Consider the following 26,126-nt stretch of genomic DNA (forward strand, 5'->3'; position numbering starts at 1 on the left):
AGGAGCATGCCCAATGCCTTCGTCAAGTCAGTTCGCCCCGGATCGCCTCGCGGACCGAGCCGAGATCCAGCACCGTGTCCACCAGTTCTGCCACGCCGTCGACCGCCTCCAGCTCGATGAGCTCAGGGAAGTGTTCCATGCAGACGGGATCGACGACCACGGCGCCTACAAGGGCGACGTCGACGGTTTCATCAAGTGGGTCGCGAACCGCCATCAGACGATCGCGTACTCGGCACACCATGTCAGCAACACGATGATCGAGTTTCTTTCGGACGACTCCGCTTTCGTGGAGACGTACTTCCTCGTCTGGCAGAGCGTGAACCCGCAGGCGAGCCTTTTCGCCTCGGACGGTGATGCGCAGCCGTTCGAGGCCATCTCCTCCGGACGGTATGTCGATCACTTCACCCGCAAGGACGGCCGCTGGGCGATCCAGAGCCGGACCACGGTCCCCGGCTCGATGACCAGAGCGGTGGGCAACGAGGGAATGGGCATGGTCCCCGGCTTTGCCGTGGGAAGCAGAAATGCCGATGACCCTGCCATCACCCGCCGTGCAGAACTCGTGGAGGCGACGCGATGAGCTCCACCGCTACCGCCCTGGTCCAGACCGGACCCGACAGTCACGAGTTTCAGGAGATCCCGCTTCCGAGCCTCGTCCCTGGCGCGGCGCTTCTCCGGGTGGAGGCCAACGGCATCTGCGCAAGCGACATCGACGCCTACGAGGGGCACGGCGGCGGCTACGACCCAGCCGACCTGACCCAGTACCCACGGATCAACGGGCATGAGATCGTCGGCGTCATCGAGGACCTCGGCGAGGCTACCGCGGCTCATCCCGGGCTCAAGGTGGGCGACCGTGTGGCGGTGAACCCATGGCTCGCGTGCGGAAGCTGCGAGGCCTGCCGCCGCAATCAGGCGCAGTTCTGCACCGGCATGCCCTGGCGGACGAGCTGCTACGGCTTCATACCGACCTACATCGGCCCGGGGCTATGGGGTGGCTACTCGACTCACGTCTACATCGACCCCCACACCGTCCTGTACCACTTCCCCCAAGAGGTGAGCGCCCCCGACGCCGCTCTGTGGAATCCCCTCGCCAACGGCATTCAGTGGGCGGTTATGGACGCCGGTGTCACCCTGGGGTCCCGCGTCGCCGTGCTCGGTTCCGGACAGCGCGGTCTGGCGTGTATTGCTGCGGCGAAAGCGGCCGGCGCCGGCCTCATCATCGCTACCGGACTCGGGCGAGACGCTCACAAGCTGGCACTCGCGGAACGGCTCGGCGCCGACGTCGTCGTCAATGTCGAAGAAGAAGATGTTGTCGATGTCGCAGCAGCGGCGACCGCAGGCGCCGGGTTCGACATCGTCATCGACACCTCACCCGTCGCGCAGCAGCCGATCCTCGACGGCATCGCGATGCTGCGCAAGGGCGGCACTCTGGCCAGTGCCGGCATCAAGGGGAAGCCCCTCACGGCTTTCCCTCTCGACGCTGTCACCATCAAAGGCATCCGACTCATCGGCGTGATGGGAACCACCCACCAGGCCCAGCAGATGGCCGCGGACCTGATCATCGCGAACACGCTCCCGCTGAGCGACCTCCGCACGCACATCTTCGGCTTCGACCAGCTCCCGCTCGCGCTCGAAACCCTGCAAGGCCGAGTCGAAGGGGAGAACGCGATCAACATTGTCGTCGAACCCCGGTTCACCGCGAACGCTGCGTGAGCTTCGCTCACCCCTCCCCGCCACCACGAAAGGACACCTTCACGCATGACCAGGCTCTACGCCCGCGCCGAGTTCGAACGACTCATCCGCAACGGCCACACCCCGGCAGGAGTGTTCGTCATGTCGACGGACGCCGCGATCACGGCGCTCTACGGCGACGCAGGCTACGACTGGGTCCTCATCGACCGTGAGCACGGAATCATGGACAACAGCCACCTTCGCGCGCACCTCATGGCGGCCGAAGCCAACGGCATCGTCCCCATCGTGCGCGTGCTCGAGAACAACCACGCAGCGATCCAGCAGACGCTCGACGCCGGCGCCCAAGGCGTCATGGTCCCCAAGATCGAGAGCGCGGACGGGGCCGCTCGCGCCGTCAAAGCATCGAGGTACCAAGCCGGTGGACGCGGCATGTGCCCCGTCGTGCCGGCCACGAACTTCTCGGGTGACGACTGGGCACCTTACGCCGCCCGCATGAACAACAACGCGCTCATCATCCCGCTCATCGAAACGAAGGCGGGCGTCGACCACATCGAGGAAATCTGCGCAGTGGAAGGCGTCGACTACGTGTTCTTCGGCCTGGCAGATCTCTCCCAAGACCTCGGGATCGACATGGTCGATGACATCGACCAGCTGATCGCACTCTGGGAGCAGGTGGTCCGCGCCGCTCACTCCGTCGGGGTCCGGGTTGGCGCACCGCTGGGGTACGGATTCGACGACCTCGCCGACTACGGAAGCCTCGCCAGCGACCTCTCAACCCTCCGCGCCGCGGCGGAACGCGACCTCGCCGGGCTTCGACAGGCGGCCACCCCTACCGCGCCCTGAAGGGCCACAACCATACGACCGGACACGCGCGTCGCTCGGCCCGGAGCGGGCGTGCTGGCCACGCGTCTTTGACGAAGAGGTGCAGATGTTCTCGAAGATCCTTGTGGCCAATCGCGGCGAGATCGCGATCCGGGCTTTTCGCGCGGCGAACGAGCTGGGTGCGGCGACAGTGGCGGTGTTCCCGTACGAGGACCGCAACTCGATGCACCGGTTGAAGGCCGACGAGGGGTACCAGATCGGCGAGCCGGGTCATCCGGTGCGGGCGTACCTGGATGTGAGGGAGATCATCCGGGTGGCGCTGCTGTCGGGGGCGGATGCGATCTACCCCGGCTACGGATTCCTGTCGGAGAACCCGGAGCTGGCGGCCGCGGCGGCGGCGAACGGGATCACGTTCATCGGTCCGGCGTCGAGCGTGCTGGAGATGGCGGGGCACAAGGTCACGGCGAAGGAGCACGCGATCGCGGCCGGGGTGCCGGTGCTGAAGTCCACGCCTGCGTCGCGCGACATCGAGGAGCTGCTGGCGGGGGCGGAGGAGGTCGGGTTCCCGATCTTCGCGAAAGCCGTGGCGGGCGGCGGCGGGCGCGGGATGCGCCGGGTCGAGACGCGGGCGGAGCTGCGTCCCGCTTTGGAGGCGGCGATGCGAGAGGCGGACTCGGCGTTCGGGGATCCGACGATGTTCCTGGAGCAGGCGGTGCTGCGGTCGCGTCACATCGAGGTGCAGATTCTCGCGGATGCGGCGGGCACGACCCTGCACCTGTTCGAGCGCGACTGCTCGGTGCAGCGACGAAACCAGAAGGTGGTGGAGATCGCGCCGGCGCCGAACATCAACGACGAGTTGCGCGCGGCGCTGCATCGAGACGCGATCGCGTTCGCCCGCTCGATCGGGTACGTGAACGCGGGCACGGTGGAGTTCCTCGTCGACACGGCGGGGGAGCGGGCGGGTGAGCACGTGTTCATCGAGATGAACCCGCGCATCCAGGTCGAACACACGGTGACCGAGGAGGTCACCGACGTGGACCTGGTGCAGTCACAGATGCTCATCGCGTCGGGCTCCACCCTGGCGGAGATGGGTCTGAGTCAGGACACGATCCGGCTGCACGGCGCGGCCCTGCAGTGCCGGATCACGACGGAGGATCCGACCGACGACTTCCGACCTGACACCGGCCGGATCACCGCGTACCGGTCGCCGGGAGGCGCCGGCGTGAGGCTCGATGGTGGCACCGTCGAGGTGGGTGTGCAGATCAGCCCGCACTTCGACAGCATGCTCGCGAAGATGTCGTGCCGTGGCCGCGACTTCCCGTCCGCGGTGCGGCGCGCGCGTCGTGGTCTGGCGGAGTTCCGGATCCGGGGTGTGTCCACGAACATTCCGTTCCTCCAGGCCGTGCTGGATGATCCCGCGTTCGCGGCGGGTGACCTCTCGACATCCCTTATCGACGAGCGACCGTGGCTGGTGCGTGGCCGGACGTCGAAGGACCGTGGCACAAAGATCCTGAACTGGCTCACCGACGTCACGGTCAACCAACCCCACGGCGTCCCGGTGACGACGGTGCATCCGATCGACAAGCTCCCGCAGATCGACGTGACCGCCCCGGCCCCCGCGGGATCCAGGCAGCGGCTACTCGCGCTGGGGCCGGTGGGCTTCGCGGATGCTCTTCGCACCCAGACCGCTCTCGCGGTGACGGAGACGACGATGCGCGACGCGCACCAGTCCCTCCTCGCCACCCGGGTGCGGACGAAGGACCTCGTCGCGGTCGCTCCCCACGTGGCCCGGATGACGCCGGGGCTGCTGTCGATGGAGGCGTGGGGTGGCGCGACCTACGACGTCGCGTTGCGCTTCCTCGGCGAGGACCCGTGGGAACGGCTCGCCGCCCTCCGGGAGGCGCTGCCGAACATCGCGATCCAGATGCTTCTCCGTGGCCGCAACACGGTCGGCTACACCCCGTACCCGACGGAGGTCACCGACGCGTTCGTGACCGAGGCGGCGAGCACGGGCATCGACATCTTCCGCATCTTCGACGCCCTGAACGACGTGTCGCAGATGCGTCCCGCGATCGACGCGGTCCTGGCCACAGGCGCTACGGTCGCGGAGGTCGCGGTCTGCTACACGGGCGACCTCCTTGACCCGGGCGAGGACCTCTACACCCTCGACTACTACCTGCGGCTGGCGGAGCAGATCGTTGACGCCGGGGCGCACATCCTCGCGATCAAGGACATGGCCGGGCTACTCCGTCCCGCCGCGGCCGCGAAGCTCGTCACCGCGTTCCGCGAACGCTTCGACCTGCCCGTCCACGTTCACACCCACGACACCGCCGGCGGCCAGCTCGCCACCCTCCTCGCCGCCAGTGCGGCGGGTGCCGATGCGGTCGACGTCGCCGCCGCCCCCCTGTCGGGCACCACGTCGCAGCCGTCCGCATCCGCTCTGGTCGCCGCACTCGCCCACACAGACCGCGACACAGGCCTCGACCTGAAGGCCTTGTCCGACCTGGAGCCCTACTGGGAGGCGGTGCGGAAGGTCTACGCCCCGTTCGAGTCCGGGCTGCCCGGACCCACTGGGCGAGTGTACCGGCACGAGATCCCGGGCGGTCAGCTGTCCAACCTGCGCCAGCAGGCCATCGCCCTCGGACTCGCGGACGACTTCGAGCTGATCGAGGACCTCTACGCCGCCGCGAACGGCATCCTCGGCCGCATCCCGAAGGTCACCCCGTCCTCGAAAGTCGTCGGCGACCTCGCCCTGCATCTGGCCGCGGTGAAGGCCGACCCGGAGGACTTCGCCGAGAACCCGCAGAAGTACGACATCCCCGACAGCGTGATCGGGTTCATGGCCGGCGAGCTTGGCGAGCTGCCCGGCGGATGGCCCGAGCCGTTCCGCACCAAGGTCCTCCAGGGCCGCGACGTCAGGGTCGGGGTCACCCCTCTCAGCGACTCCGACCGCGCCGACCTCGCTCCCGACGCCGAGCCCGCGACACGTCGGCAGGCACTGAACCGGCTCCTGTTCCCCACCCCGACCCGCGCGTTCGACTCCAACCGGAACCTCTTCGGCGACCTGTCCGTGATCGACACCGTCGACTACCTCTACGGCCTCCGCCAGGGCGAGGAGCACGTCGTCGACATCGACAAGGGCGTCAAGCTCTACGTCGGCCTCGAAGCCATCTCAGAGCCCGAGGAGAAGGGCATGCGCACCGTCATGACCACCCTCAACGGGCAGCTGCGGCCGGTGTTCGTCCGCGATCGCTCGGTCACAGTCGAAACCAAGGCTGCGGTGAATGCCGACCCGGCTCAGCCCGGACAGGTCCCCGCCCCGTTCTCGGGCGTCGTGACCCTGAAGGTCGCCGTCGGAGACACCGTGGCGGCGGGCCAGGCCATCGCCACCATCGAGGCCATGAAGATGGAGGCCGCAATCACCACCCCCGTCGCCGGCACCGTCTCCCACCTCGCGATCCCCGCGACGCAGCAGGTCGACGCGGGCGATCTCCTGGCCATCATCGCCCCGGGCGGCGCGTCCGTGCCCGCATCCGCCCCGGCAGAGGACAACAAGTGAGCCAGACCGTCGCCCTCCGTCCCGCGCCCAACGGCCGGCCCTGGCTCGCCGTCTCGTTGGGACTTGACTTCACTCAGACCCTCAAGGCCGGCCTCTGCCCGTTGCTCCTCGGCGGAGCCATCAAGGCCGCGATCGCCACAGCACCACTCTCATCCGCTTGGCACCTCGCCTCGAGGATCGGCCGCTGAAGCAACGGCGACCGATAGCAACCCTCAAGCCTCCATCGCTCCTACTCGACGAAGAGAAGAAAGGTACCCCCATGGCTTATGCCACCGTCAACCCATACACCAATGAGACTGTCGCCACATTTCCCGACGCGACGGATGCCGAAGTGGATGCTGCTCTCGACGCCGCTCACGCGGCGTACCAGTCGTGGCGTCAGAGACCTGTAGCCGAGCGGGCTGCGATTCTGGCGCGGGCCGCGGACATCATGCGCGAGCGCACCGAGGAGCTAGCCCGGATCAGCACACTTGAGACGGGACGCTTGTTGGCGGACGCGCGGTACGAGATCTCGGTAGCCATCGGCATTCTCGACTACTACGCCCAACACGCAGAACGCCTTCTCGCCTCACGCCCCGTCGAGACGTTCGCCGGTGACGCGTACAGCGCCGTCACGGTCATCGAACCGACTGGCATCGTGTTCGCGATCGAACCGTTCAACGGCCCCTACTACCAGCCGATCAGGCCGCTGGCCCCCCAGCTGGCGGTGGGTAACGTCGTCCTATTGAAGCACGCCTCGATCGTGCCGCAGAGTGCGGCCGCGGTGCAGCAGATCATGACCGACGCCGGGGTTCCCGACGGCGTCTTCACCAACCTGTACCTCACCCGCGCACAGATCGAGCGTGTGATCGGCGATCCGCGAGTGACAGGGGTTACCCTCACGGGCAGCGAAGCCGCCGGCGCGGTCGTCGCAGCTCAGGCAGGCGCAGCGTTGAAGAAGTCCGTTCTCGAACTCGGCGGTTCGGACGCGATGATCATCCTGGACGACGCGGATCTCGATCTCGCAGTCAGCTGCGCCGTCGCCGGCCGCATGAGCGTCAACGGCCAGGTGTGCATCTCGCCCAAGCGAATGATCGTCCTCGACCCCATGTACGATGCATTCCTCGAACGTTTCCTGTTCTCCCTCTCCGGGCTTACTCCGGGAGACCCGTTCGACCCGGCGACGACCCTGGCACCGATGTCATCTCAAAGTGCGGCCGAAGAGGTCGAGGCACAGATCCGGCTGGCGGTCGATCACGGCGCCAAGGCGAACTACGTCGGTGCTCCCGTCCCTCGCGCCGGAGCGTTCACCCAGCCTGCGGTCTTGACCGAGATCGACTCGGACAACCCGATTTTCCGCCAGGAGATCTTCGGGCCCGTTCCGATGGTGTTCCGTGTCAAGGACGAGGAGGAAGCCATAGCACTGGCCAATGACTCTGACTATGGACTCGGCGGGTCGGTTTACACCCGCGACCTCGACCGCGGCGCCGCGGTCGCCGCCCGGATCGAGACGGGCATGGTCTGGTTGAACTCTCCCACGGGTACGACTGGGGAACTTCCGTTCCACGGCACCAAGCGTTCGGGGTACGGCACCGAGCTGGGAGCGGAGGGGATCACCGAGTTCGCCAACGCGAAGCTCATCGTCACGGTGCCCGCAGTGCGACAGTCGAGCTGACTCGTCCGCATTCGATCGAGAGGCCGCCGGAGTGGTGCAGGCTCACTGCCTGCACTTCCGGCGGCCTCTCTGCGTCGTAGCGATCAGCGTTGTGGGCAGTGGCTTCGCGCGCCTAGCGACGTACGGAGCCACTGCCCGCGATCTATAGTCCGGCTCAGAACCTCGTGATCACTGATCGGATAACTGTTCCGGATGCCAGTGAGTCGTACGCCTCATCGATCTCATCAATCGAGATCTCATTCGTGACGAGATCGTCGAGGTTGTAACGTCCCGCGACGTACATATCGGCGTAGAACGGGATGTCGCGCTTCAGGTTGGTCGAGCCCATCATCACTGCCTTGATGGTCTTGTGCGTCGCAAGGAACGCTGCGGACGTCTCGATCTCGATCTTCGCGCCTGGCTTGCCCATGCCCACGAGGACCGCTGTTCCGCTCGTCTTGGCCGCGGCGATGGCCTGCATCTGAGTGGCGGGCAGGCCGATAATCTCAAAGGCGTAGTCCACCCCGCCGCCGCTGATACGACGGATCTCCTCGACCGGGTCGGTGTTGCGAGAGTTGACGACGTGCGTCGCCCCGAAGCGGGTCGCCATGTCCAGTTTGGTGTCCTGGATGTCGACAGCGATGATCGTCTTCGCGCCAGCGAGACGAGCAGCGGCGATGGCGTTCAGGCCCACGCCGCCAGTGCCGATGACCGCGACCGTATCGCCAGGAGCTACCTTGGCGCTGTTGATGACAGCGCCGGCGCCGGTGACGGTCCCGCAACCGAGGAGCGCCGCGCGGGAGAAGGGGATCTCGTCGTTTACACGGGCGAGCTGGTTCTCGTGGACGAGTGCCTTTTCTGCGAACCCGCCGAGCCCCATCCCTTGGTAGACCGGCCCGTCCGATCCAACCAGGCGAGGCTCTTCTCCTGCGCTGCGCTCGACCGCTAGCGGGTTGAGGCAGTCGGTCTGGATGCCCTCGATGCAGGGCTGGCATCTGCCGCACCACTGCACAAGACAGCCGACCACGTGGTCGCCGACCTGAAACTCGGTGACATCCGGTCCGACTGCAGCGACGACACCAGCGAGTTCGTGGCCGAAAACGGCCGGCAGCGGAAACCCGAAGTCGTTGGCCATCAGCGAGTGATCAGTGAGACACAGGCCAGACGCCTTGACGTCGACAAGCACCTCACGACCGATGGGGTCAGCGATTCGGATCTCGGTGGTGGTGAAGCCCTTCCCTGTCTTGAGGGTCACGGCTGCCTTCATCATGTTCTCCATTCATCTTCGAACGGGGTCGCCGACGGCGACCCAACTAGGCCTGATGGATCAGGTCATCCAGGGGAGTGATCCCGGCGTCAGACGTCAGCCACCAGTGCGGGGCGACGGTGTTGAAGACGCGCAGGAACGTGCGCGGGTTCCGGTCCTCGACGTAGCGGAGCCAACTGGTCAGCACCCCAACGAACAAGTGGGCGAAACCATTGGCAGCCGCCTCTGCGAAGAATTCAGGGTCGACATCTGCTGGCGGGGCGTCTCCACCGTTCCACGTATCTAACCCGAGAGTCTTCTGACTGAGGATCACCGAATCGTGCACATGCCTGATCAGCATCGAGGTCACGCCCGGCGCTTTATCGAACAGAAGCGCCGGGGCGTACACCGCTTCCCGGTGGACGACATGCCCGACCACCTTCATCAAGGTCGCTTCGAACTGCAGTCGCCGCGCGAGCGGATCCCGGATATCCCCGCGAAGTCCCGCGTCGCGCAGGTCGTCCAGTTCGGAACGGAGCGCTTCCTCCAACAGAGCTTCAGGTGAGGGGGAGTGCCGATAGAACGTCGCTCTTCCCACTCCCGCGCGTGATGCCACGTCGGTGATCTTCACGTCTCTGATCGGCGTCGACGCAGCTGCTTCCAGCACGGCCGTATGCAGACGGGCACGAGATTTCGCCTGGCGAGCATCTCCCTCGAATTCACCCATGATACAAGTGTCTCATAAATGGCTCACGAGAAGGAGGAAATTCAGGCTGGGCAACACCGTGGCGGGAAGCTCTTGTAACGCCGGGGCGAGTCACATCATTTGTGGCTACCGCCGCGCGGTCGCAGTTGGACTCCCTCCCCAATGAGTCGCTGCCGTACGTTGTTGTAGCTGGTGCCGAGGCGAGACGCGATAGTGGCGATCGGATGGCCGTGTTCGTACAGCGTTCGTGCGACCTCGACCTGGTCGCTTGTGAGCGGTTGACGTCGCAGTGTTGCTCCCTCGTCTCGAAGCAAGCGAAGAATGCCGGTCTTTGACAGGCCGTAGGTCTCACACAGACTCGGAGTCGTTGCGCCCGACTCGTACTCGGCGACGATTCGCTTGATCTGTGCCGGTTCGAGACGTCGGCGCAGTGATCGACTCACCTGCTCTCCTGGGGTAGCGGAGAAAGGCGAATTTGGCGCCAGATCAGCCAGTTTCTGCAGTTCCACAAGAGGTGGCGGTAGTAGCGCGGATTTATCCGAGTAGCGGTGTACCGGCTCTACCAAGACCGTCAGACAGAAGCGCCGGAGATTCTCCGGCGCTTTTCTCGTCGGTCTGCGCCTGGCTGGCCCGAGCCGCGCGGAATGGCATACGCGCGCCGCTTCCTGGGAAGCTGATGCCATGCACCTTCCCACCCTCCCTTTCGCCCTCCACGCCTCCGAAGGATCGGCGTGGATGCCGACGGCATCCGGAATCGAAGGGACCGCTCCGGCCGGAACCGATCTCTTCGTCGACCCGAGCGGGGTCAGCGGGGTCGCGGCCGAGACGCTGCTCAACGCGCACACCCTGCTCGGCACGCCGCCGGCGGGGGACTTCACGCTGTCCGCGCGGGTGACACCCGACTTCGGGGCGACGTTCGACGCGGGGGTCCTGCTCGCGTGGGTCGACGACACGACGTGGGCGAAGCTGTGCTTCGAGCGGTCCCCGGCCGGAGCGTCGATGGTCGTCTCGGTCGTGACGAAGGGGGTCTCGGACGACGCCAACGGGTTCGTCGTGCACGCGCCCGACGCGCGGCTCCGCATCGCGCGCGTGGGGAACCTCCTGGCTTTCCACGCTCACGACGGCGAGGGGTGGAGCTTCGTCCGGGCGTTCACGCTGCCGGGCGTCGCCGATGCCCTGACCGTCGGTTTCGAGGTGCAGAGCCCGACCGGAGAGGGATGCCGCGTCGCCTTCGACGAGATCGCGTTCGAGCATCGGACGGTCGCCGACCTGCGCAGCGGAGACTGACCCGGTCGCCTCCGCGCGCGCTCACCACCAGCCGGACGAAGCCTCGTCGCCCGTATCCGAGGAGTCGGAGCCGTCGGCCCACGCCAGCCGGAACCCGCAGTCGCGGCACTCGTCCGCCTCGAGGCCCTCATCGATCAGGGGGTGCATCGTGATACCGCACGACGGGCAGATGGGCTGGGCGTCGTCGCGGAGGTCTCCGTACGTCATGGTGGTCTCACAAGCTCGCGGTCGTGCGTGGAGCCTCCATTCAACCCCGGCCACGAGGGGGTGAGGCGCTACCCGCGCCCGACCGTCCGCACGGCCGCCGTCACCACCGGCGCCGCGATGTCGAACGCCGCGCCACCCGGCACCGACTCGAGGAGCCGGCGCGTGTAGTCGTCGCGGGGGTCGGCGAACACGGCCTCGATCGGGCCCTGCTCCACGATGCGTCCGTGCAGCAGCACGACCACCTCGTCGCAGAGCTCTTCGACGACGGCGAGGTTGTGCGAGATGAACAGCATCGTCAGTCCGTGTTCGTCGCGCAGGCGCTCGAGCAGCTGCAGGATCTCGGCCTGTGTCGACACGTCGAGCGCCGAGGTGATCTCGTCGGCGACGATCACGTCGGGGTCGACGACGAGCGCCCGGGCGATCGCGATGCGCTGGCGCTGACCGCCCGAGAACTCGTGGGGGTAGCGGTCCACGGCATCCGGACCCAGGGCGACGGATGCCAAGGCCTCGACGATCCGCGCACGGTGGCGACGCAGGCTCGCCCCGCGGGGATCGATCGCCTCCGCGAGCGTCTGCCCGATGGTGCGGCGCGGGTCGAGGGATGAGAACGGATCCTGCGGGATGTACTGCACCCGTCGGCGGACCGCCGCGATGATCGAGCGGGGAGCGGACGCGAGCTCGATCCCGTCGAACACGACCGACCCGGCGGCGACCCGGTGCAGGCCCACGATCGTCTTCGCGAGCGTCGACTTGCCCGAGCCGGACTCTCCGACGACGCCGATCGTGCGCCCGCGATCGACGCGCAGATCGACGCCGTGCAGCACGCGGGCGCTCCGGATGCCATGACCCAGATCGACCGCGAGGTCGCTGATGCTCAACAGAGGGGTGTCAGACACGGTGGGCCTCCTCGAGGGGGCGCGGAGCGGTGCGCAGGGTGGGGGTGGCCGCGAGCAGGGCCCGCGTGTAGGGGTGCTCCACCTCGCGGCGGCGCAGCTGCTCGGCGGTCAGCCGCTCGACGATCTCGCCGTTTCGCATGACCAGCACGCGGTCGCACAGCGCCTCGACCACCCCGATGTCGTGCGAGATGAACAGCACCGCGGTGCCGTGGTCGCGGTTCAGGCGCTTGAGCTGACGCAGGACGTCGGCCTGCACGGTGACGTCGAGCGCGGTCGTCGGCTCGTCGGCGATCAACAGGGCGGGATCGGTCACCAGCGAGCTGGCGATCGTCGCGCGCGCTGCAGCATGCCGCCCGACAGTTGGAAGGGGTGCTGTCCCATCACGGTTCGCGGCTCACGGATCCGCATCTCGCCGAGGCCGTCGCGTAGACGGTCACGGGCAGCGCGGCGTGAGAGACCGAGATGGACGCGGGCGACCTCGGTCAGCTGCGCGCCCATCCGTAGGGCCGGGTTGAAGGTCGAGCCCGGGTCCTGGTAGACCAAGCCGACCTCGCGCGCGAGGCGCGAACGATGCTTGTTCGACAGGAGGTCGAGGTCGCCGAGGCGGAGGACCTCGGCATCCACTCGCACCCCGTCGGCCTGAAGTCGCGCGAGGGACATCGCCGTCATCGACTTGCCCGAACCGGACTCGCCGACGAGCCCCAGGATCTCTCCTGCGCCGATCTCGAACGAGATGCCGCCGACGAGCGTCTTGCCGCTCGGGGCGGTCACGGTGAGCGCGCGTACCTCGACGAGGGCGTCGGTGTGCACCGAGGTTCCGCGGGGCGTGCGACGTGCGGCGGAGGCACGTGAGGTGCGCGAGCTGCGGGGGTCGAGCCAGATCGCGAGGCCGTCGCCGGTGAGCATCGCCGCGACGCCGGTGAAGACGAGCATGACGGAGGGGCCGACGACCTGCATCGGCTGCGAGTACACGGCGGGGAGGCCCTCGTTGAGCAGACGCCCCCAGTCGAACTCGGGGCTCTGCACGCCGAGGCCGACGAACGACAGGCTCGAGATGTCGAGCAGGGTCAGGGCGAAGCTCGACGCGATGAGCACGAGGAGCGGGCCCGAGATGTTCGGCAGCAGGTGCCGGCTGAACAGACGCAGGCGGGGGACGCCGAGCAGACGAGCGGTGCCGACGAAGTCGCGCGTCGCGACGGAACCGGTCATGTTCGAGGTGATGCGCGCGAAGCTCGGGACGCCGGCGAGGGTGATCGCGATGATCGCCGGAACGGTGCCGGCGCCGAGGATCGCCGCGATCACGAGCGCGAGGATCAGCGAGGGGAACGCGACGGTCGAGTCGACGATGCGCAGCACGACGTCGCGCACCCGGCGGCTTCCCACCCAGATCAGTCCGCCGATGAGCACTCCGAGGACGACCGATCCGATCGTGGCCGCGGTGGCCATGAGCAGGGTCAGACGCGTGGCGACGAGCGTGCGGGCGAGCACGTCGCGTCCGAGGTCGTCGGTGCCGAGCAGGTGCGCGGGCGAGGGTGGCATCCGGGTGTCGGCCGTGACGGTCGTGGCGCTCGCTCCCCAGACGATCGGGGCGACGACCGCGATGACGACGAGCACGGCGAGCATGATCGCGCCGGCGATGAGGGATGCCGGGATCCGGCGTCGGCGGTCAGACATGGGTGGGTCCTCCCAGGGTGCGCGGGTCGATGAGGCCGAGGACCACATCGATCACCAGGTTGATGAGGATGGCGAGCGCGCCCACCGTGAGGACGATCCCCTGGATGACGGGGAAGTCGCGGAAGATGATCGCCTGCACGACCTCGAGGCCGAGGCCCGGGAGGCTGAACACCGTCTCGATGACGATCGCGCCGCCGAGCATGCTCGCGAGGATGAGCCCGGTCAGGGTGAGGGTGCTCGCCATGAGGTTGGGCAGGGCGTGTCGGATGTAGAGCCGTGCCGCGCTCAGTCGGCGGCCGCGGGCCGTGCGCATGTAGTCCTGGTGCAGGACGGAGTAGGTCTCTTGCACGACCACGCGTGCGACGGCGAAGGTCGGGCCGAGAGCGAGAGCGGCGATCGGGAGGATGTAGGCGTTGGACGTCGCCGCCCCGCCCGCGGGGAGCACCTTCAGCCAGATCGCGAACACGACCACCAGCAGGGTGCCGGCGACGTAGGCGGGGAACGAGGCGAAGAAGCCCGCGAGCGTCCCGAAGCCGACGGACAGCCACGGGCGACGCCCACTGCGGGTGAGCACGCCGATCGTCATCCCGACCGGGATGGCGACGAGGATGACGACGAGGATCGCGCCGATCGCGGTCGTGGCCGTGTAGGGCAGCTTCGTCGCGATGGTCGTGGTGACGGGGGTGTTGTAGCGGAAGCTCTGGCCGAGGTCGAGAGTGATGAGACCGTGGAGGTAGTCGAGGAACTGCACCGGCAGAGGGTCGTTCAGGTGAAGGCGCTCGCGGAGAGCCGCGACGGCATCGGCCGAGGCGTTGGGGCCGAGGATCGCGATCGCGGGGTCACCGGGGATCAACGGGACGATCAGAAAGGTGAGGAGCACCAACAACCCGAGCGACAGCACGAGGCCCCCGAGACGGCGGAGGGCGAACGCGCCCCACCCGCTGCCCCCGCCCCGCCGGCGCACCGGTGCGGCGGGGGCCTCGGCGATCACCGAGAGATCGACGCCCGACATCAGTCCGCCGTGGTCCCGGTCAGGACGACACCGCGGGCGAGAGGAGCCTGGCGGTGCTGCCAGTCGAAGATCGGCTCGAGCTCGGCGCCGAGGCGGAGCAGCGTGGCCTCGTCGTAGGGCGCCCCCACGAGCTGGGCACCCAGCGGCATCCCGTTCGCTCCCGTGTGCACGGGCAGCGAGAGTGCCGGGAGGCCCGAGATGTTGCAGAACGCGGTGAACGAGATCGTCGAGAACTCGGTGAGCCGCTCGCCCGCGGGGTCGTTGTTCGCCTCGTCATAGACAGAGCCGACCAGGGGAGTGGGGACGGCAGTGGTCGGGGTGAGCAGCACATCGAAGTCGCGACCCCACTGGGCGTTCACCCGGCGGGTCTCGATCTGCAGCAGGACGGCGATCTCGGCGTACTCTCCCGCGTGGAACGATGCCGCCCGGTCGTAGCGGTACCGGATGTAGGTGTCGAGCTTGTCGGCATCCTCGATGGGCGAGGCCCAGGTCGAGGCACTGATGACGAGGTCGGCGAATCCGCGGGTGGCGCGCTCCGAGAAGAGGAACGGCGAGACGGGCGTGACATGGTGGCCGAGGCTCTCGAGCGCTCGCGCGGCCACCAGAGCCGCCTCGCGATTCTCGGGGTGCACGTCGACGCCGGTGGGTGCCTCGAGGAGCAGGCCGATGCGAAGGCGGGGTCCGGTGGTGCGGATCTCTTCGAGATAGGGCCGGATGGGCGCGGGCGCCGAGTACCACCCGAGCGGGTCGAGGCGGGCGAGCGCGTCGAGCACCCCCGCGGCGTCTTCGATCGTGCGCGTGATCGCGCCCTCGGTGGTGGAGTGCTCCCACGCGCGCACGTCATTGGGAATGCGGCCGCGGCTCGGCTTCAGCCCGACGAGGCCGGTGGCCGCGGACGGCACGCGGATCGACCCGCCGCCGTCCGAGGCGTTGGCGATCGGCGCGATGTCGGCCGCGACGGCGGACGACGCGCCTCCTGACGAGCCGCCCGAGGTGTAGTCGAGGTTCCACGGGTTGCGGGTCTTGCCGTGACGGGCGTTCTCGGTCGCGGTCAGCGCCCCGAACTCGGGGCTGTTCGACCGGCCGAACAGCACGAAGCCGGCCTCTTCGATGAGATCGACGGTGACCTCGTTCGCCTCGGCGGGGCGCTCCTCGACCGACATCGACGAGAAGGTGAGGGGCTGGTCACGGACGGCGACCAGGTCTTTGATCGGCATGGGCACCCCCTCGAACGGTCGGGAGGTGTCACCGCGGCGGATGCGGTCGTCGGACTCGCGCGCGCGGCGGAGGACGTCGTCGCGGTCGATCCACACGATCGCGTTCACGGCGGGGTTCACCGCGTCGAGACGGTCGAGGTAGTGCTGAGCAGCCTCGACGGCCGAGACCTCACCGGAGCGGATCTTCCGGGCGAGCTCGGTGGCGGAGATGGAGGAGGAGATCATGAGGGGTCCTTTCGGGATGCCGAGCCCTGAGGCCCGGCATCCCTGTCGGCGTTACTTCGAGATACGGAAGAGGGGGTCGTCGAGCGCTCCGCCGAGCATCTGCACGGTGAAGCCGGGACGCGAGGCGTAGATGAACGCGTCGTTGAGCAGCGGCAGCGTGTCGGAGCGGCTGACCAGCGCCTGGACCGTCTCGTCGAGGGCGGCGCAGCGTGCGGTCTCGTCGGTCGCGCTGTTGGCGGCGGCGAAGCTCGTCTCGGCGCCGGTGTTGGCGACCGCGCCGAAGTTCGTGCCGCCCCCCTCGAGCGTGGGACCGGTGAGGTTCAGCAGGGGGCTCGCGAGCGAGCCGAGGAAGTTGAGGTCGGCGAAGACCGTCATGTCCCAGTCGCCGGGCTTGGCGGCGACCGTGGTGATCCAGCTGCCGACATCGGTGTTGGTGAGGTCGACCTCGGCGCCTGCGGCACGCAGCGCTTCGGCGATGTACTCGTTGCCGGCACCGGCCGGGCCGATGATCGTCGGTGCCACGAGGCGGATCTTCGTGCCCGACAGCGCCGCGGTGGCAGCGGCCACGTCCTGCGAGGGGATGTCGATGTTCGAGCCGCTGACGCACGAGACGCTGTCGGCTCCGAGGGAGGTGAGCACCGTGCCCGTGTCCTGCGAGGTGACGTTGCCGAACATGGAGCGATCGATCGCCTGGATGACGCCCTTCCGCAGTCCCTCGTCGGTGAAGGGGCTCCCTTCGCGCTCGTTGAAGATGAGGTAGCTGTCCGAGAACGGGTTGACGGTGACGGTGTAACCCGTCTGGCCCTGGAACCGGTCGCGGGTCGTTGCCTGGATCTTGCCGATGTCGAGCTGACCGCCGAGGATGAGGTTCGCCGTGGCGGTGGAATCGGGCGACACCGTGTAGGTGAGGTTCGTCGCGGGAGAGCCGGTGACCGAGCTGGTCCAGGCCGGCCACGCCGAGTAGTCGCCACGCAGCGTGTAGTCGTAGCTCACCCCGGGCTGGAAGGTCTTCAGCGTGTACGGACCCGACTCGCTGCCCTTCACCGTGCCCGCGGCGAGACCGGCGGGGTCGGCGAGGCCGGCGGGGCAGATGATGCCGCTGCTCGCGACCGACATCGCGTCGACCATGTACGGCCACGGGTTGGCGATGTCGACCGTGACCGTGCCGGCGGCGTCGTCCGCGGTGATGGTCGGGGTGTTGCCGGGGCCGAACGTGTAGACGACCTGCGTCGAACCGCTGGCGGGCCGGGCGAAGTAGTCGAGGGAGTTCTTGACGATCGTCGGCGTGATCTTCGTGCCGTCGGAGCACGTGGCATCCGCTCGGATCGTGAAGACGGCCTGCGTCGGGGTCGACGTCCATTTCGTCGCGAGACCGGGCACCAGACCGCTCGCGTCGCGGCGTACGAGGGTGTCGTAGGAGCTGCGCGCGAGCAGGAAGTCCGGGAGCGAGGTGGCCAGCGTCGGGTCGAAGGTGGCCGGGATGTCGATGGTCGTGCGGATCGTGTCGGTGTACGTGGCGGTGGCGTCGCCACCGGTGGTCGTGCAGCCGGCTGTCGCGAACGCGACGGTCAGAGCGAGGGTTGCGGCGATGACGCCGTGACGGGTTTTCATGGTCTGCCTCTCGGGTGATGCGCGGGTCGGGTCGGGGTCAGTCGGCGATCTCAAAGATCTCGATGGTCGTGTGGTGGGGGTTCGCGGTGGCGCGCCGGCCGACGAACATCGATCGCGTCAGCCAGTGCAGGTGGGGAGCGACCGAGCGGAAGCGCGGCGTGCTCTCGAAGTAGACGGCGCCGTCCGCGGGCTCGCGCACGACGCCCACGTTGTAGACGTCGATGACGTCTCCCTCGGTGGTGCGGATGAGGTAGCGGGCTTCGACGGCGAAGGTGCCGTCGGCGCGCACGAGACACCAGTCGCCGCCCCCGGGCACGATCTCGCCAGTGACCTCGCCGGTCACGGGTCCCCCGGTGATGGGGATGAACTCGAGGACGTCGTCGCCCTGCTTCTCGAGCGGGATCCCGGGAGCGACGTGAGCGGTGATGGTGACGCAGTAACGCAGGGATGGAGCGGGAGCCATCGGTTACTCCGGGCTGTCAAATCGGTGCGCTTCGTTGCGCGGTGACGCCGAGTATGTCCATAGTGGATGACATAGTCAACAGCATTCACTAACTCGTAACAATGGCCGTCCACGAGGGAAACACGGGTGACGCGAGGCACGGATGACTGCTCTCCAGGCTGAGCCGCACGCGAGGTCGAAACGTTGTGAGTGGGATAGTCTTCTTCGTTCACGAGGTCGAGTACCGACCAGACCCGTGGACGCCCGCGGGGAGATCGGAGGCAGCATGGCCGAAGAGAAGAGGACCCGTCGCAAGCGCGGTTCGCTCAGTCGCGCCGAGATCGTCGACGCCGCCCTGCGTCTCATGGACGGCGAGGGGGAGTCCGCTCTCACGTTCTCCCGTCTGGGGGCGGAGCTGAAGTCGTCGCCCACTGCGGTGTATCGGCACTTCGCCAGTCGCGAAGACCTGCTGACCGCCCTCGCGGATCGCCTCGACGGCATCTCTCTCGAGGGCTACGAGCCCACGGATGACTGGCGAGCCGACCTGACGGACTTGGCGTGGCGTGCCTGGCGGACGGCGGAGGCTCACCCCGCCGCCGCGGCCGCGACGCTGCTCATGGTCGCCAACAGCATCAACGAGCTGCGCGCCGTGGAGTGGATCCTGCGAGCGATGGCGGTTGCGGGCCTGCGTGGTCGCCCGGCCGTGATGCAGTACCAGGTGTACACGCAGATGGTGCTCGGTGCGGCTTCGGCCTACGGGGCGCGACTGGTGAGAGCCGATTCGCGCGAGGTCGCCGAAGGCTGGATCCAGGTCTATGCGCCCACCGATCCTTCGCAGTACCCGCACGCGGAAGCGGCGAAGGCGGAGCTCGCGATGATGAACTACCGCGAGGTCTTCGCCACGCAGCTCGAGATGTACCTCTCCGCACTCGCGCTCGCGGTCGCCGCCCAAGGTGACGCGTCCGAGAACCCGGGGGACCGCACGGCCCGAGCGTGATGGGGCGCGGGCGCACCGCGCGACGGGTCCGGGTGGATCCTCCCCCGTACTGGGCAGGATGGGGAGCATGACCTCCCGCCTCGCCCTGATCACCGGCGTCGGCACGGGGGCGACCGTTCCTGCGGCTACCGTCGAGTCATGACCGACGCCGCTTCGCCGTCCGCTCGCCTCGGACTCGGTCTCGCGGCGGTCGGTCGTCCCGCCTACATCACCACCGACCGCGACGTCGATCTGGGTGACCCCGAAACGCGCTCGATCGACGCGATGCGCGAGCGCGCGCACGCTCTGCTCGACGAGGCGTGGGCGCTCGGCATCCGCTATGTCGACGCCGCCCGGTCCTACGGGTACGCCGAACGCTTCCTCGGGTCGTGGCTCGCGGCGCATCCGGAGCGTCGTGCCGAGCTGACGATCGGGTCGAAGTGGGGCTACGAGTACGTCGGCGAATGGCGAATGGATGCCACGGTCCACGAGCGCAAAGAGCATTCCGCCGCGATGCTCGAGAGGCAGTGGCCGGAGACTCTCGCCGCTCTCGGGTCGGCACCCGATTCGTACCTCATCCACTCGGTGACCCCGGAGAGTCCCGCGCTCGGGGACGCGGGCGTGCTCGAACGGCTCCGCGAGATCGCCGCCGGGGGAGTGCGCGTGGGGATCTCGACCAGCGGGCCCCATCAGGGCGATGTCGTCGACGCGGCGCGGTCGCTCACCGACAGTCCGTTCTCCGTCGTGCAGGCCACGTGGAATCTGCGCGAGCAGGCGGCGGGACCGGCTCTGGCCCGCGCCCACGCGGTGGGCTGGACGGTGGTGGTGAAGGAAGCTCTCGCCGGAGGAGAGCTCGCTCGTTCCGAGCCCGACGGCGACGTCGGAGCGGGCCTCGACGGAGCGTCGCTGGCCCTCGGCGTCGCTCGAGCGCAGCCGTGGGCCGACGTCGTGCTGAGCGGAGCGGTGACGATCCCGCAACTCCGCCGGGGAGCCGCGGCCACGCCGCGTGAGGTCGACGTCGAGACGCTCGGCCGGTGGGCGGACGATTCCAACGAGTACTGGCGCCGTCGGGCGGCTCGCCCCTGGCGGTAGGTAGCCGCCGGGCGTGATGAGTGACCGCGGGGGTGCCGTGTCCCCTAGTGTCGGCAGTACGTGCCGTCTGACTCGCTTCGAGGAGAACCGATGACCCCCACTGCGCCCGTCCCCACGAAACTCCGCATGTTCTTGAACAGTCTGCTGACCGCGGTGATCGCGAGCGTCGTGTACCTCGTCATCGGTATCCTCCAGGGCCACTCGTCATCGTCGATCACCTTCACCGTCATCGGCATGCTCGTGGTGATCACTCTCGTCAATTTCCTCGCCCAGGTCTGGCGCTACAGCCCGCCGCGTTCATCCCGCAAGGTCTGACATCGCGGACGCTCCGATGCGCCGGGGTGGACGAAGCCTGGACCCACGTCTGAGGGAGGCGCGAATGACACCGTTTCCGACCGAGGGGTCGACGGGTTCGGCCCACGGCCTTCCCGACCGATGACGGAATCGGCGGATCCGCTCCGGTGGCGCGCGCTGGCCGTCCTGCTGATGGGGCAGTTCGCCTCGCTCCTCGACCTCAGCGTCACGAACGTCGCCCTCCCCTCGATCGGGCGCTCGACGGGCGCCGGAGCGAGCGAGCTGCAGTGGGTGATCACGGGCTACGTCCTGGCCTTCGGGCTCGTGCCGGTCATCGGCGGTCGACTCGGCGACGGCCGCGGGCGCCGGCGCATGTTCATCGTCTCGATGCTCGGGTTCGTCGTCGCGAGCGCCCTCGTGGGACTCGCGCCGACCCCCGAGGTGCTCATCGCGGCGCGCGTCGTCCAGGGGATCTTCGGTGGCATGATCGGGCCGCAGGTATCGGGGTTCATTCAGAACGCCTTCCCCCCGCTCGAGCGGGGCAGAGCCTTCGGGCGGCTGGGGCTCACGGTCGGTGCGGGCACCGCCCTCGGACCCGTCGTGGCGGGCCTGCTGATCGCCGTGGGTGGCGAAGACAACGGCTGGCGCCTGGTGTTCTTCATCAACGTGCCCGTCGGTATCGCCGCCGTCCTGCTCGCGCGGCGCTGGGTCGCCGCCGACGTGCCCGCGGCGCAGGGAGCGGGGAGACGGCTCGATCTGCTCGGCGTCGTTCTGCTCGGCGCCGGGCTGCTGTGCCTGCTGTTCCCGATCGTCGAGACCGGCCAGGCCGGCGGTCCCGTGACACTTCTCCTCCTGCTCCCGGCGGCGGGACTCCTCGTCGCCTTCGTCCGGCACGAGTCCCGTCTGACGCGAGCGGATGCCGCGCCCTTGGTCGATCTGCGCCTGTTCCGCACGCGATCGTTCGTGATCGGCGTGATCTTCGCGGTCGTGTTCTTCTGCAGCAACACCGGCATTCCGCTCGTGCTCGCGCTCTATTACCAGAACGGCCTCGGCTTCACGGCGTTGCAGTCGGCGCTGGGGGTCACGGCCTACGCCGTCGGCACGGTCTTCGGAGCCCCCATCGCCGGACGCTTCGTCTCGCGGGTCGGCAGGCCCCTGCTGCTCGGAGCGGTCTCCGTCTTCACCCTCGTCACGATCGTGCTCGCCGTCGTCGTCCAGGCCGCGCCCGGGGCCACCGACCCGACGGGCGTGATCCTGCGCCTGTGCGTTCCGCTCTTCGTCCTGGGTATCGCCGGCGGGTCGATCGTGACACCGAACCAGACGCTGACCCTCGCCGAGGTCGATCCCGCACGCGGCGGCGTCGCCGGTGGCGTCGTGCAGACCGCGCAGCGGGTAGGCGCCTCGATCGGTCAGACGGTGCTCGGCACGAGTTTCGTGCTGGCGCTGGCGGGAACATCGCGCGCGGCCGGACCGGGTTCTCCCGCCCCCGATCCGAGCGCGTTCGCCGGTGCGCTCACCGTGGCGCTCGCCGTGTCCGTCGTCTTCTCCGCGGCCGCCGCGGTGCTCAGCGGGGTCGAAGTGCGCCGCTCACGGGGGCGGTAGCGCCGTTCGGCTCATCGCGGCGCATCCTCTCGCCCTTGCACATCCCAGAGGACGTACTCGATCAGCGACCCGGCGGGAAGGTCGAGATCGGTGTTGGCGTCGATCAGCGCCGACTCGAATCCCACGATCCGGCCGGTATCGACCGATAGCAGCAGAGTCACGTCGGCGTTCGCGGTCGTGGAGGGGATGCCGGCCAGACCCACGACCTCGCGACCGAGACGGTCGCGCGTGGTTCCGAGTACCCGCGCGTCGGGCGAAGCGGCGATGACGCCCAGGAGTGCGCCCTGCTGGACATCGTTCAGCGTCCACTCGCCGAGGAGGCTGCGCACCCCCACCATCGCATCGCCGGCGGTCAGGGTCTCGGTGGCACCCGTCGTGGCGACCAGGAGCGCGCGCATGGCCTCGGCGGACGCCGCCGGCGGCGTGGGGGACAGCGGTCGGAACTGATTGCGCACGTACGTCAGCTCTCCCACCACGGTGCCCGGGGCGGGATCGACGTTCGGCACGGTGTCGCCGCCGGCATCGGTGGCCTCGGCCGCCGTAGTCACCACCGACCCGGAAAGATCCTCGTTCCACCGGAAGTCCACCCATTCGCGCCGGAACACCGTCGCCTCTGCTCCGTCGGGCGAGGCGCTGAAGTACCAACCGAGCGACAGGGAGCGGCGCTCCGGGGGCACCGCGCCGTCGTCCGCAGCCAACCGCGCCTGCGCCTCCGCGACCACCTCGGCGGCCCCGGTCCCGCTGGGGAGAGCCGTGTAGACGAGCGGCTCGGGAGTGACAGCGGATGCCGGGGGCCCCGGCATCCACAGCACTCCCGTGATGATGGTCAGGATCAGCGCGACGGCCGCGGCGGCCGACGTCCACACCAGCATCGGGCGGCGACGCCGGACGGGCGGGCGGTCGAGGATCTGTCGCAGGCGACGTTCGGCGTCGAGGGGAAGGGCAGCGTCGAGCGGGGTCTCGGCGGGGTCGAGCCGGCGCAGCGCGCGCGCGAGGTCATCGTCGGTCATCGGTCACCCCTTCCGCGTGGACGGCGGCACCGTCGAGCAACGGCCGCAAACGTGCTCTCGAGCGATTCAGTCGCGTCCACACCGCCCCGGTGTTCATCTCCATGACCAGGGCCACCTCGGCGGCCGACAACTGCTCCCAGTAGGTGAGCCAGAGGATCTCGCGCTCGCGCTCGGGCAGACCGCGGATGGCATCGACGAGGCGTTGCGCCATCGCGGGCTCGGCCTCGTTCGCCAGAGCGCGCACGTGGTCCTCGATGTGCGTCCACAACGCCTCCTCCCGGTCGCGTCGCCGATACTCGTTCGCGATCAGGTTGCGCGCGGTGCGGTACAACCACGGCAATCCGAACGGATCGCGGGGGTCGCGCTTGCGCCACGCGATCTCGAAGCAATCCATCGTGAGGTCGGCGGCGGCCTCGCGATCCGACACACGCCGCTCGATGAATCGTCGAACGGCGTTGTGGTGCTCGCGGAAGAGCGCCACGAAGTCCGTCTCGTCGATCACCGGCATGCGCTTTCGTGCGTCCGCAGAGGCTGTGCCATGCGGCCGCCGATCCTTACGCGTCGACGGACGGAAGAAAATTCTCGCGCCGGTGTAAGGATCACGCCCCGGACGACACCACCTTGTCGGGGGTGGGTGTCGTCTCCGGCTTCGAGACGATACCCATACGCCCGTCGAGAGATGTTCGGGAAGCAATTCGACGGGCGAGGGAGTGCATCGCTTGGGGGTGGTGCACTCCCTCGGATCCTCGTCACGGCATCCAGGATGCCAGAGGGCGGCAGAGGGTTCCGTTCGGCGTCTGCTCCTGCCCCTTGCCCGGCGTCGAGGTCGGGTGAGTCGTCGCCGCCGGCGCGGGGCGTCGCGCTGCCTCGTGCCCTGTGGTTCTCATCGCCTCGGGATCTCGCCGCGCACGCGCGCTCACTCCGGATCGACGAGGAGGTTCGTGATGCGGGCCGTCGCGACGAGCCGACCATCGTCGTCGGTGACGCGCACGTCATAGGTCGCCATCCGGCGCCCGCGATGCGCCGGTGTGGCGACCGCATGGATGCGACCCTCGCGCGCGCCGCGATGGTGGGTGATGTTGAGGTCGACGCCGACGCACACCTTGTCGAAGGTGCTCGCGTGGATCATCGCCGCCCACGAGCCCACCGCCTCGGCGAGCGCGGCGGTGGCCCCGCCGTGCAATCGACCCAGCGATTGCGTGTTCCCCTGGACGGGGAGGGATGCCGAGACGCGCTCGGCGGACTGCTCCGTCACCGTGATGCCGAGGCGCTCGTCGAGGGCTCCGGGCACGATGGTCCAGGTCGTCATGAGTGCTCCCTCCGCGGTGCGCTTGTCGCGAGCCCGCTCCTCTGACACTATTACTGAACGCTCGGTTGGTAATAGTTTCACCGGGCGTTTTCCCCGCCCCACGGAACGACGGAGTTCTCATGGCCACACAGACCTCGGCATCCCCTTCTTCGACCGGGCTGAAACGAGAAGAACGGCGCGTGCTCGCCGGTACCCTCGTCGGCACCTCGATCGAGTGGTACGACTTCTTCATCTACGCCCAAGCGGCCGGGCTCGTGCTCGCGCCGCTGTTCCTCGCCCCGCTCGCGGAGTCCGACCCGGCCATCGCCCAGGTGCTGTCGTTCGCGACCATCGGCATCTCGTTCCTCTTCCGCCCGCTCGGCGCGATCGTGGCCGGCTACCTGGGTGACCGCCTCGGCCGCAAGAAGATGCTCGTCCTCACGCTCATCATGATGGGCGTGTCGACGGCGTTGATCGGCCTGCTGCCGACCTACGCCGCGATCGGTGTGGCCGCCCCCGTCCTTCTCATCCTTCTGCGCGTGCTGCAGGGTTTCTCGGCTGGTGGCGAGTGGGGTGGTGCGGCCCTGCTGTCGGTCGAGCACGCTCCGGTGAGCCGTCGCGGATACTTCGGCGCGTTCCCGCAGATCGGCGTGCCGGTGGGCATGATCCTCGCCACCGCGACGCTCTGGATCCTCACGTCGTCGATGTCGGCCGAGGCCTTCCTCGCGTGGGGGTGGCGCGTGCCGTTCCTGCTCTCGATCGTGCTGATCGTCGTCGGCTACGTCATCCGTCGCGCCGTCGAGGAGAGCCCGGTCTTCGAGGACCTCGTCCGTCGCCGCAAGGAGTCCTCGGCCCCGCTCGGCCAGCTCTTCCGCAAGAACTGGCGTCAGGTCGTGCTCACCGCGCTGGTCTTCATCGGCAACAACGCCGCGGGATACCTCCTCATCGCCTTCTTCTCCACGTACTCCGTCGCTGTGCTGGGTCTCGAGCGGCCGACCGTGCTGCTGGCCACGACGCTGGCATCCTTCGGGTGGCTCGGTTTCACCCTCTGGGGCGGCTGGCTGTCGGACCGCCTCGGACGCGTGCGCACCTTCCAGCTCGGCTACCTGCTGCTGGCCGTCTGGGCCGTGCCGATGTGGTTCCTCATCGACACCGGGAACATCGTCTGGTACTTCGTCGCCCTCTTCGTCATGACGCTCGGCCTCGGTCTGTCGTACGGACCTCAGGCGGCGCTGTACGCCGAGATGTTCCCGGCGAACGTCCGCTACTCGGGCGTCTCGATCGGCTATGCGCTCGGCGCGATCATGGGCGGTGCCTTCGCCCCGATGATCGCCGAGGCGCTGCTGCGCTCGACGGGCGTCTCGTGGGCGATCGGCGTGTACATCGCCGTCGCGGCGCTGGTGTCGCTCGCCGCGGTGTCGATGATCAAAGAGACGAAGGGCGTCGACCTGCACGCCTGATCCGGATGCCGACGGAGGGGCCTCGCGCGGTGCGCGGGACCCCTCCGCCGTGTCGTGGCCCGCTCCCCGTGCCGTCGTGCGGAGTTCTCGGGCGACGCGCCGCTGGGTGGGGGCGGGGTGCGGTGTGTCGGTGCCGAAGTCCGCGTGACGGTACGCGCGGTCGTGCCGTGCCGTCGTG

Annotated in this window: 26 protein-coding genes; 12 read left to right on the forward strand and 14 right to left on the reverse strand. The window is 68.5% G+C overall.

Annotated features, from left to right (window positions below; translation table 11 throughout):
- Positions 1–13: 13 nt before the first annotated feature.
- From QE388_RS10430 to QE388_RS10455, 6 genes are all read left to right on the forward strand, one after another.
- Positions 14–577: a nuclear transport factor 2 family protein gene (locus QE388_RS10430; protein WP_275799492.1), complete on the forward strand. Its 564-nt coding sequence runs from the start codon at positions 14–16 to the stop codon at positions 575–577.
- A complete protein-coding gene (locus tag QE388_RS10435) occupies positions 574–1,710 on the forward strand; it encodes a zinc-binding dehydrogenase (protein ID WP_275799491.1) in 1,137 nt (378 codons plus the stop codon). The genes QE388_RS10430 and QE388_RS10435 overlap by 4 nt, the downstream gene beginning before the upstream one ends.
- Before the next feature lie 45 nt (positions 1,711–1,755).
- Positions 1,756–2,532: an HpcH/HpaI aldolase/citrate lyase family protein gene (locus tag QE388_RS10440; protein WP_275799490.1), complete on the forward strand. Its 777-nt coding sequence runs from the start codon at positions 1,756–1,758 to the stop codon at positions 2,530–2,532.
- Between the two features lie 85 nt (positions 2,533–2,617).
- Entirely contained in the window at positions 2,618–6,070 is a 3,453-nt protein-coding gene (locus QE388_RS10445; RefSeq protein WP_307385194.1) for a pyruvate carboxylase, read from the forward strand.
- Positions 6,067–6,258, forward strand: coding sequence for a hypothetical protein (locus tag QE388_RS10450; protein WP_275799488.1), 192 nt, complete (start codon positions 6,067–6,069; stop codon positions 6,256–6,258). Before QE388_RS10445 ends, QE388_RS10450 begins: the two co-directional genes overlap by 4 nt.
- Positions 6,228–7,724: an aldehyde dehydrogenase family protein gene (locus QE388_RS10455; protein WP_307385195.1), complete on the forward strand. Its 1,497-nt coding sequence runs from the start codon at positions 6,228–6,230 to the stop codon at positions 7,722–7,724. Before QE388_RS10450 ends, QE388_RS10455 begins: the two co-directional genes overlap by 31 nt.
- Positions 7,725–7,878: 154 nt before the next feature.
- On the opposite strand, the gene QE388_RS10460 is transcribed toward QE388_RS10455, so the two are convergent.
- The 3 genes from QE388_RS10460 to QE388_RS18555 form a co-directional block, all read right to left on the reverse strand.
- Positions 7,879–8,958, reverse strand: coding sequence for a zinc-binding dehydrogenase (locus tag QE388_RS10460; RefSeq protein WP_307385196.1), 1,080 nt, complete (start codon positions 8,956–8,958; stop codon positions 7,879–7,881).
- Between the two features lie 58 nt (positions 8,959–9,016).
- A complete protein-coding gene (locus QE388_RS10465; protein ID WP_275798789.1) occupies positions 9,017–9,676 on the reverse strand; it encodes a TetR/AcrR family transcriptional regulator in 660 nt (219 codons plus the stop codon).
- A gap of 95 nt (positions 9,677–9,771) precedes the next feature.
- Complete coding sequence (locus QE388_RS18555) at positions 9,772–10,338, reverse strand: helix-turn-helix domain-containing protein (protein ID WP_373426617.1); 567 nt, start codon at positions 10,336–10,338, stop codon at positions 9,772–9,774.
- Here QE388_RS18555 and QE388_RS10470 point away from each other — a divergent pair.
- The gene (locus QE388_RS10470; protein WP_307385198.1) at positions 10,337–10,942 is read left to right on the forward strand and encodes a DUF1349 domain-containing protein; all 606 of its coding nucleotides are present in this window, start codon (positions 10,337–10,339) and stop codon (positions 10,940–10,942) included. The two genes, QE388_RS18555 and QE388_RS10470, sit on opposite strands and share 2 nt — an antisense overlap.
- Before the next feature lie 21 nt (positions 10,943–10,963).
- Here QE388_RS10470 and QE388_RS10475 read toward each other — a convergent pair whose 3' ends face one another.
- The 8 genes from QE388_RS10475 to QE388_RS10510 all read right to left on the reverse strand — a co-directional run bounded on the left by QE388_RS10475 (position 10,964) and on the right by QE388_RS10510 (position 18,247).
- Positions 10,964–11,149, reverse strand: a complete 186-nt coding sequence (locus QE388_RS10475) for a zf-TFIIB domain-containing protein (RefSeq protein ID WP_275798767.1) — start codon at positions 11,147–11,149, stop codon at positions 10,964–10,966.
- Positions 11,150–11,217: 68 nt separating this feature from the next.
- The gene (locus QE388_RS10480) at positions 11,218–12,045 is read right to left on the reverse strand and encodes an ABC transporter ATP-binding protein (RefSeq protein ID WP_307385200.1); all 828 of its coding nucleotides are present in this window, start codon (positions 12,043–12,045) and stop codon (positions 11,218–11,220) included.
- Complete coding sequence (locus tag QE388_RS10485) at positions 12,038–12,358, reverse strand: hypothetical protein (RefSeq protein WP_307385201.1); 321 nt, start codon at positions 12,356–12,358, stop codon at positions 12,038–12,040. The genes QE388_RS10480 and QE388_RS10485 overlap by 8 nt, the downstream gene beginning before the upstream one ends.
- Complete coding sequence (locus tag QE388_RS10490; RefSeq protein ID WP_307385202.1) at positions 12,355–13,719, reverse strand: ABC transporter permease subunit; 1,365 nt, start codon at positions 13,717–13,719, stop codon at positions 12,355–12,357. The genes QE388_RS10485 and QE388_RS10490 overlap by 4 nt, the downstream gene beginning before the upstream one ends.
- Entirely contained in the window at positions 13,712–14,731 is a 1,020-nt protein-coding gene (locus QE388_RS10495) for an ABC transporter permease (RefSeq protein WP_307385203.1), read from the reverse strand. Before QE388_RS10495 ends, QE388_RS10490 begins: the two co-directional genes overlap by 8 nt.
- Positions 14,731–16,173, reverse strand: coding sequence for an amidase (locus tag QE388_RS10500; protein WP_307385204.1), 1,443 nt, complete (start codon positions 16,171–16,173; stop codon positions 14,731–14,733). Before QE388_RS10500 ends, QE388_RS10495 begins: the two co-directional genes overlap by 1 nt.
- A 51-nt stretch (positions 16,174–16,224) precedes the next feature.
- Positions 16,225–17,784 carry an ABC transporter substrate-binding protein gene (locus QE388_RS10505; protein ID WP_275798757.1) on the reverse strand — a complete coding sequence of 520 codons (1,560 nt, stop codon included), beginning with the start codon at positions 17,782–17,784 and terminating at the stop codon, positions 16,225–16,227.
- A 37-nt stretch (positions 17,785–17,821) separates the two neighbouring features.
- Entirely contained in the window at positions 17,822–18,247 is a 426-nt protein-coding gene (locus QE388_RS10510) for a DUF3237 family protein (protein WP_307385206.1), read from the reverse strand.
- A 265-nt stretch (positions 18,248–18,512) separates the two neighbouring features.
- Here QE388_RS10510 and QE388_RS10515 point away from each other — a divergent pair, with 265 nt between their 5' ends.
- The 4 genes from QE388_RS10515 (at position 18,513) to QE388_RS10530 (ending at position 22,190) form a co-directional block, all read left to right on the forward strand.
- On the forward strand, positions 18,513–19,223 hold the full coding sequence (locus QE388_RS10515) for a TetR/AcrR family transcriptional regulator (RefSeq protein ID WP_275798753.1): 711 nt from the start codon (positions 18,513–18,515) through the stop codon (positions 19,221–19,223).
- Positions 19,224–19,361: 138 nt separating this feature from the next.
- Positions 19,362–20,294, forward strand: coding sequence for an aldo/keto reductase (locus QE388_RS10520; RefSeq protein ID WP_307385208.1), 933 nt, complete (start codon positions 19,362–19,364; stop codon positions 20,292–20,294).
- 90 nt (positions 20,295–20,384) lie between these two features.
- On the forward strand, positions 20,385–20,609 hold the full coding sequence (locus QE388_RS10525; RefSeq protein ID WP_275798749.1) for a hypothetical protein: 225 nt from the start codon (positions 20,385–20,387) through the stop codon (positions 20,607–20,609).
- Between the two features lie 120 nt (positions 20,610–20,729).
- A complete protein-coding gene (locus QE388_RS10530; protein WP_307385210.1) occupies positions 20,730–22,190 on the forward strand; it encodes an MFS transporter in 1,461 nt (486 codons plus the stop codon).
- Between the two features lie 11 nt (positions 22,191–22,201).
- Here QE388_RS10530 and QE388_RS10535 read toward each other — a convergent pair whose 3' ends face one another.
- From QE388_RS10535 to QE388_RS10545, 3 genes are all read right to left on the reverse strand, one after another.
- Positions 22,202–23,200 (reverse strand): hypothetical protein, encoded by a 999-nt coding sequence (locus QE388_RS10535; protein ID WP_275798745.1) that lies wholly within the window; start codon positions 23,198–23,200, stop codon positions 22,202–22,204.
- On the reverse strand, positions 23,187–23,702 hold the full coding sequence (locus tag QE388_RS10540) for an RNA polymerase sigma factor (protein WP_307385212.1): 516 nt from the start codon (positions 23,700–23,702) through the stop codon (positions 23,187–23,189). Before QE388_RS10540 ends, QE388_RS10535 begins: the two co-directional genes overlap by 14 nt.
- Before the next feature lie 414 nt (positions 23,703–24,116).
- Positions 24,117–24,509, reverse strand: a complete 393-nt coding sequence (locus QE388_RS10545) for a PaaI family thioesterase (protein WP_307385213.1) — start codon at positions 24,507–24,509, stop codon at positions 24,117–24,119.
- Positions 24,510–24,628: 119 nt separating this feature from the next.
- Between QE388_RS10545 and QE388_RS10550 the strand changes: the two genes are divergently transcribed.
- Positions 24,629–25,948, forward strand: a complete 1,320-nt coding sequence (locus tag QE388_RS10550) for an MFS transporter (RefSeq protein ID WP_307385215.1) — start codon at positions 24,629–24,631, stop codon at positions 25,946–25,948.
- The last annotated feature ends 178 nt before the right edge of the window (positions 25,949–26,126 follow it).

Source organism: Microbacterium sp. SORGH_AS_0969 (genome assembly GCF_030818255.1).
Classification (GTDB): domain Bacteria; phylum Actinomycetota; class Actinomycetes; order Actinomycetales; family Microbacteriaceae; genus Microbacterium.

Coding starts and splice junctions, on each gene's coding strand:
- QE388_RS10430 (WP_275799492.1), top strand. CDS start 14: ATGCCTTCGTCAAGTCAGTTCGCCCCGGATCGCCTCGCGGACCGAGCC.
- QE388_RS10435 (WP_275799491.1), top strand. CDS start 574: ATGAGCTCCACCGCTACCGCCCTGGTCCAGACCGGACCCGACAGTCAC.
- QE388_RS10440 (WP_275799490.1), top strand. CDS start 1,756: ATGACCAGGCTCTACGCCCGCGCCGAGTTCGAACGACTCATCCGCAAC.
- QE388_RS10445 (WP_307385194.1), top strand. CDS start 2,618: ATGTTCTCGAAGATCCTTGTGGCCAATCGCGGCGAGATCGCGATCCGG.
- QE388_RS10465 (WP_275798789.1), bottom strand. CDS start 9,676: ATGGGTGAATTCGAGGGAGATGCTCGCCAGGCGAAATCTCGTGCCCGT.
- QE388_RS10470 (WP_307385198.1), top strand. CDS start 10,337: ATGCACCTTCCCACCCTCCCTTTCGCCCTCCACGCCTCCGAAGGATCG.
- QE388_RS18555 (WP_373426617.1), bottom strand. CDS start 10,338: ATGGCATCAGCTTCCCAGGAAGCGGCGCGCGTATGCCATTCCGCGCGG.
- QE388_RS10475 (WP_275798767.1), bottom strand. CDS start 11,149: ATGACGTACGGAGACCTCCGCGACGACGCCCAGCCCATCTGCCCGTCG.
- QE388_RS10490 (WP_307385202.1), bottom strand. CDS start 13,719: ATGTCTGACCGCCGACGCCGGATCCCGGCATCCCTCATCGCCGGCGCG.
- QE388_RS10495 (WP_307385203.1), bottom strand. CDS start 14,731: ATGTCGGGCGTCGATCTCTCGGTGATCGCCGAGGCCCCCGCCGCACCG.
- QE388_RS10500 (WP_307385204.1), bottom strand. CDS start 16,173: ATGATCTCCTCCTCCATCTCCGCCACCGAGCTCGCCCGGAAGATCCGC.
- QE388_RS10505 (WP_275798757.1), bottom strand. CDS start 17,784: ATGAAAACCCGTCACGGCGTCATCGCCGCAACCCTCGCTCTGACCGTC.
- QE388_RS10510 (WP_307385206.1), bottom strand. CDS start 18,247: ATGGCTCCCGCTCCATCCCTGCGTTACTGCGTCACCATCACCGCTCAC.
- QE388_RS10515 (WP_275798753.1), top strand. CDS start 18,513: ATGGCCGAAGAGAAGAGGACCCGTCGCAAGCGCGGTTCGCTCAGTCGC.
- QE388_RS10520 (WP_307385208.1), top strand. CDS start 19,362: ATGACCGACGCCGCTTCGCCGTCCGCTCGCCTCGGACTCGGTCTCGCG.
- QE388_RS10525 (WP_275798749.1), top strand. CDS start 20,385: ATGACCCCCACTGCGCCCGTCCCCACGAAACTCCGCATGTTCTTGAAC.
- QE388_RS10530 (WP_307385210.1), top strand. CDS start 20,730: ATGACGGAATCGGCGGATCCGCTCCGGTGGCGCGCGCTGGCCGTCCTG.
- QE388_RS10535 (WP_275798745.1), bottom strand. CDS start 23,200: ATGACCGACGATGACCTCGCGCGCGCGCTGCGCCGGCTCGACCCCGCC.
- QE388_RS10545 (WP_307385213.1), bottom strand. CDS start 24,509: ATGACGACCTGGACCATCGTGCCCGGAGCCCTCGACGAGCGCCTCGGC.
- QE388_RS10550 (WP_307385215.1), top strand. CDS start 24,629: ATGGCCACACAGACCTCGGCATCCCCTTCTTCGACCGGGCTGAAACGA.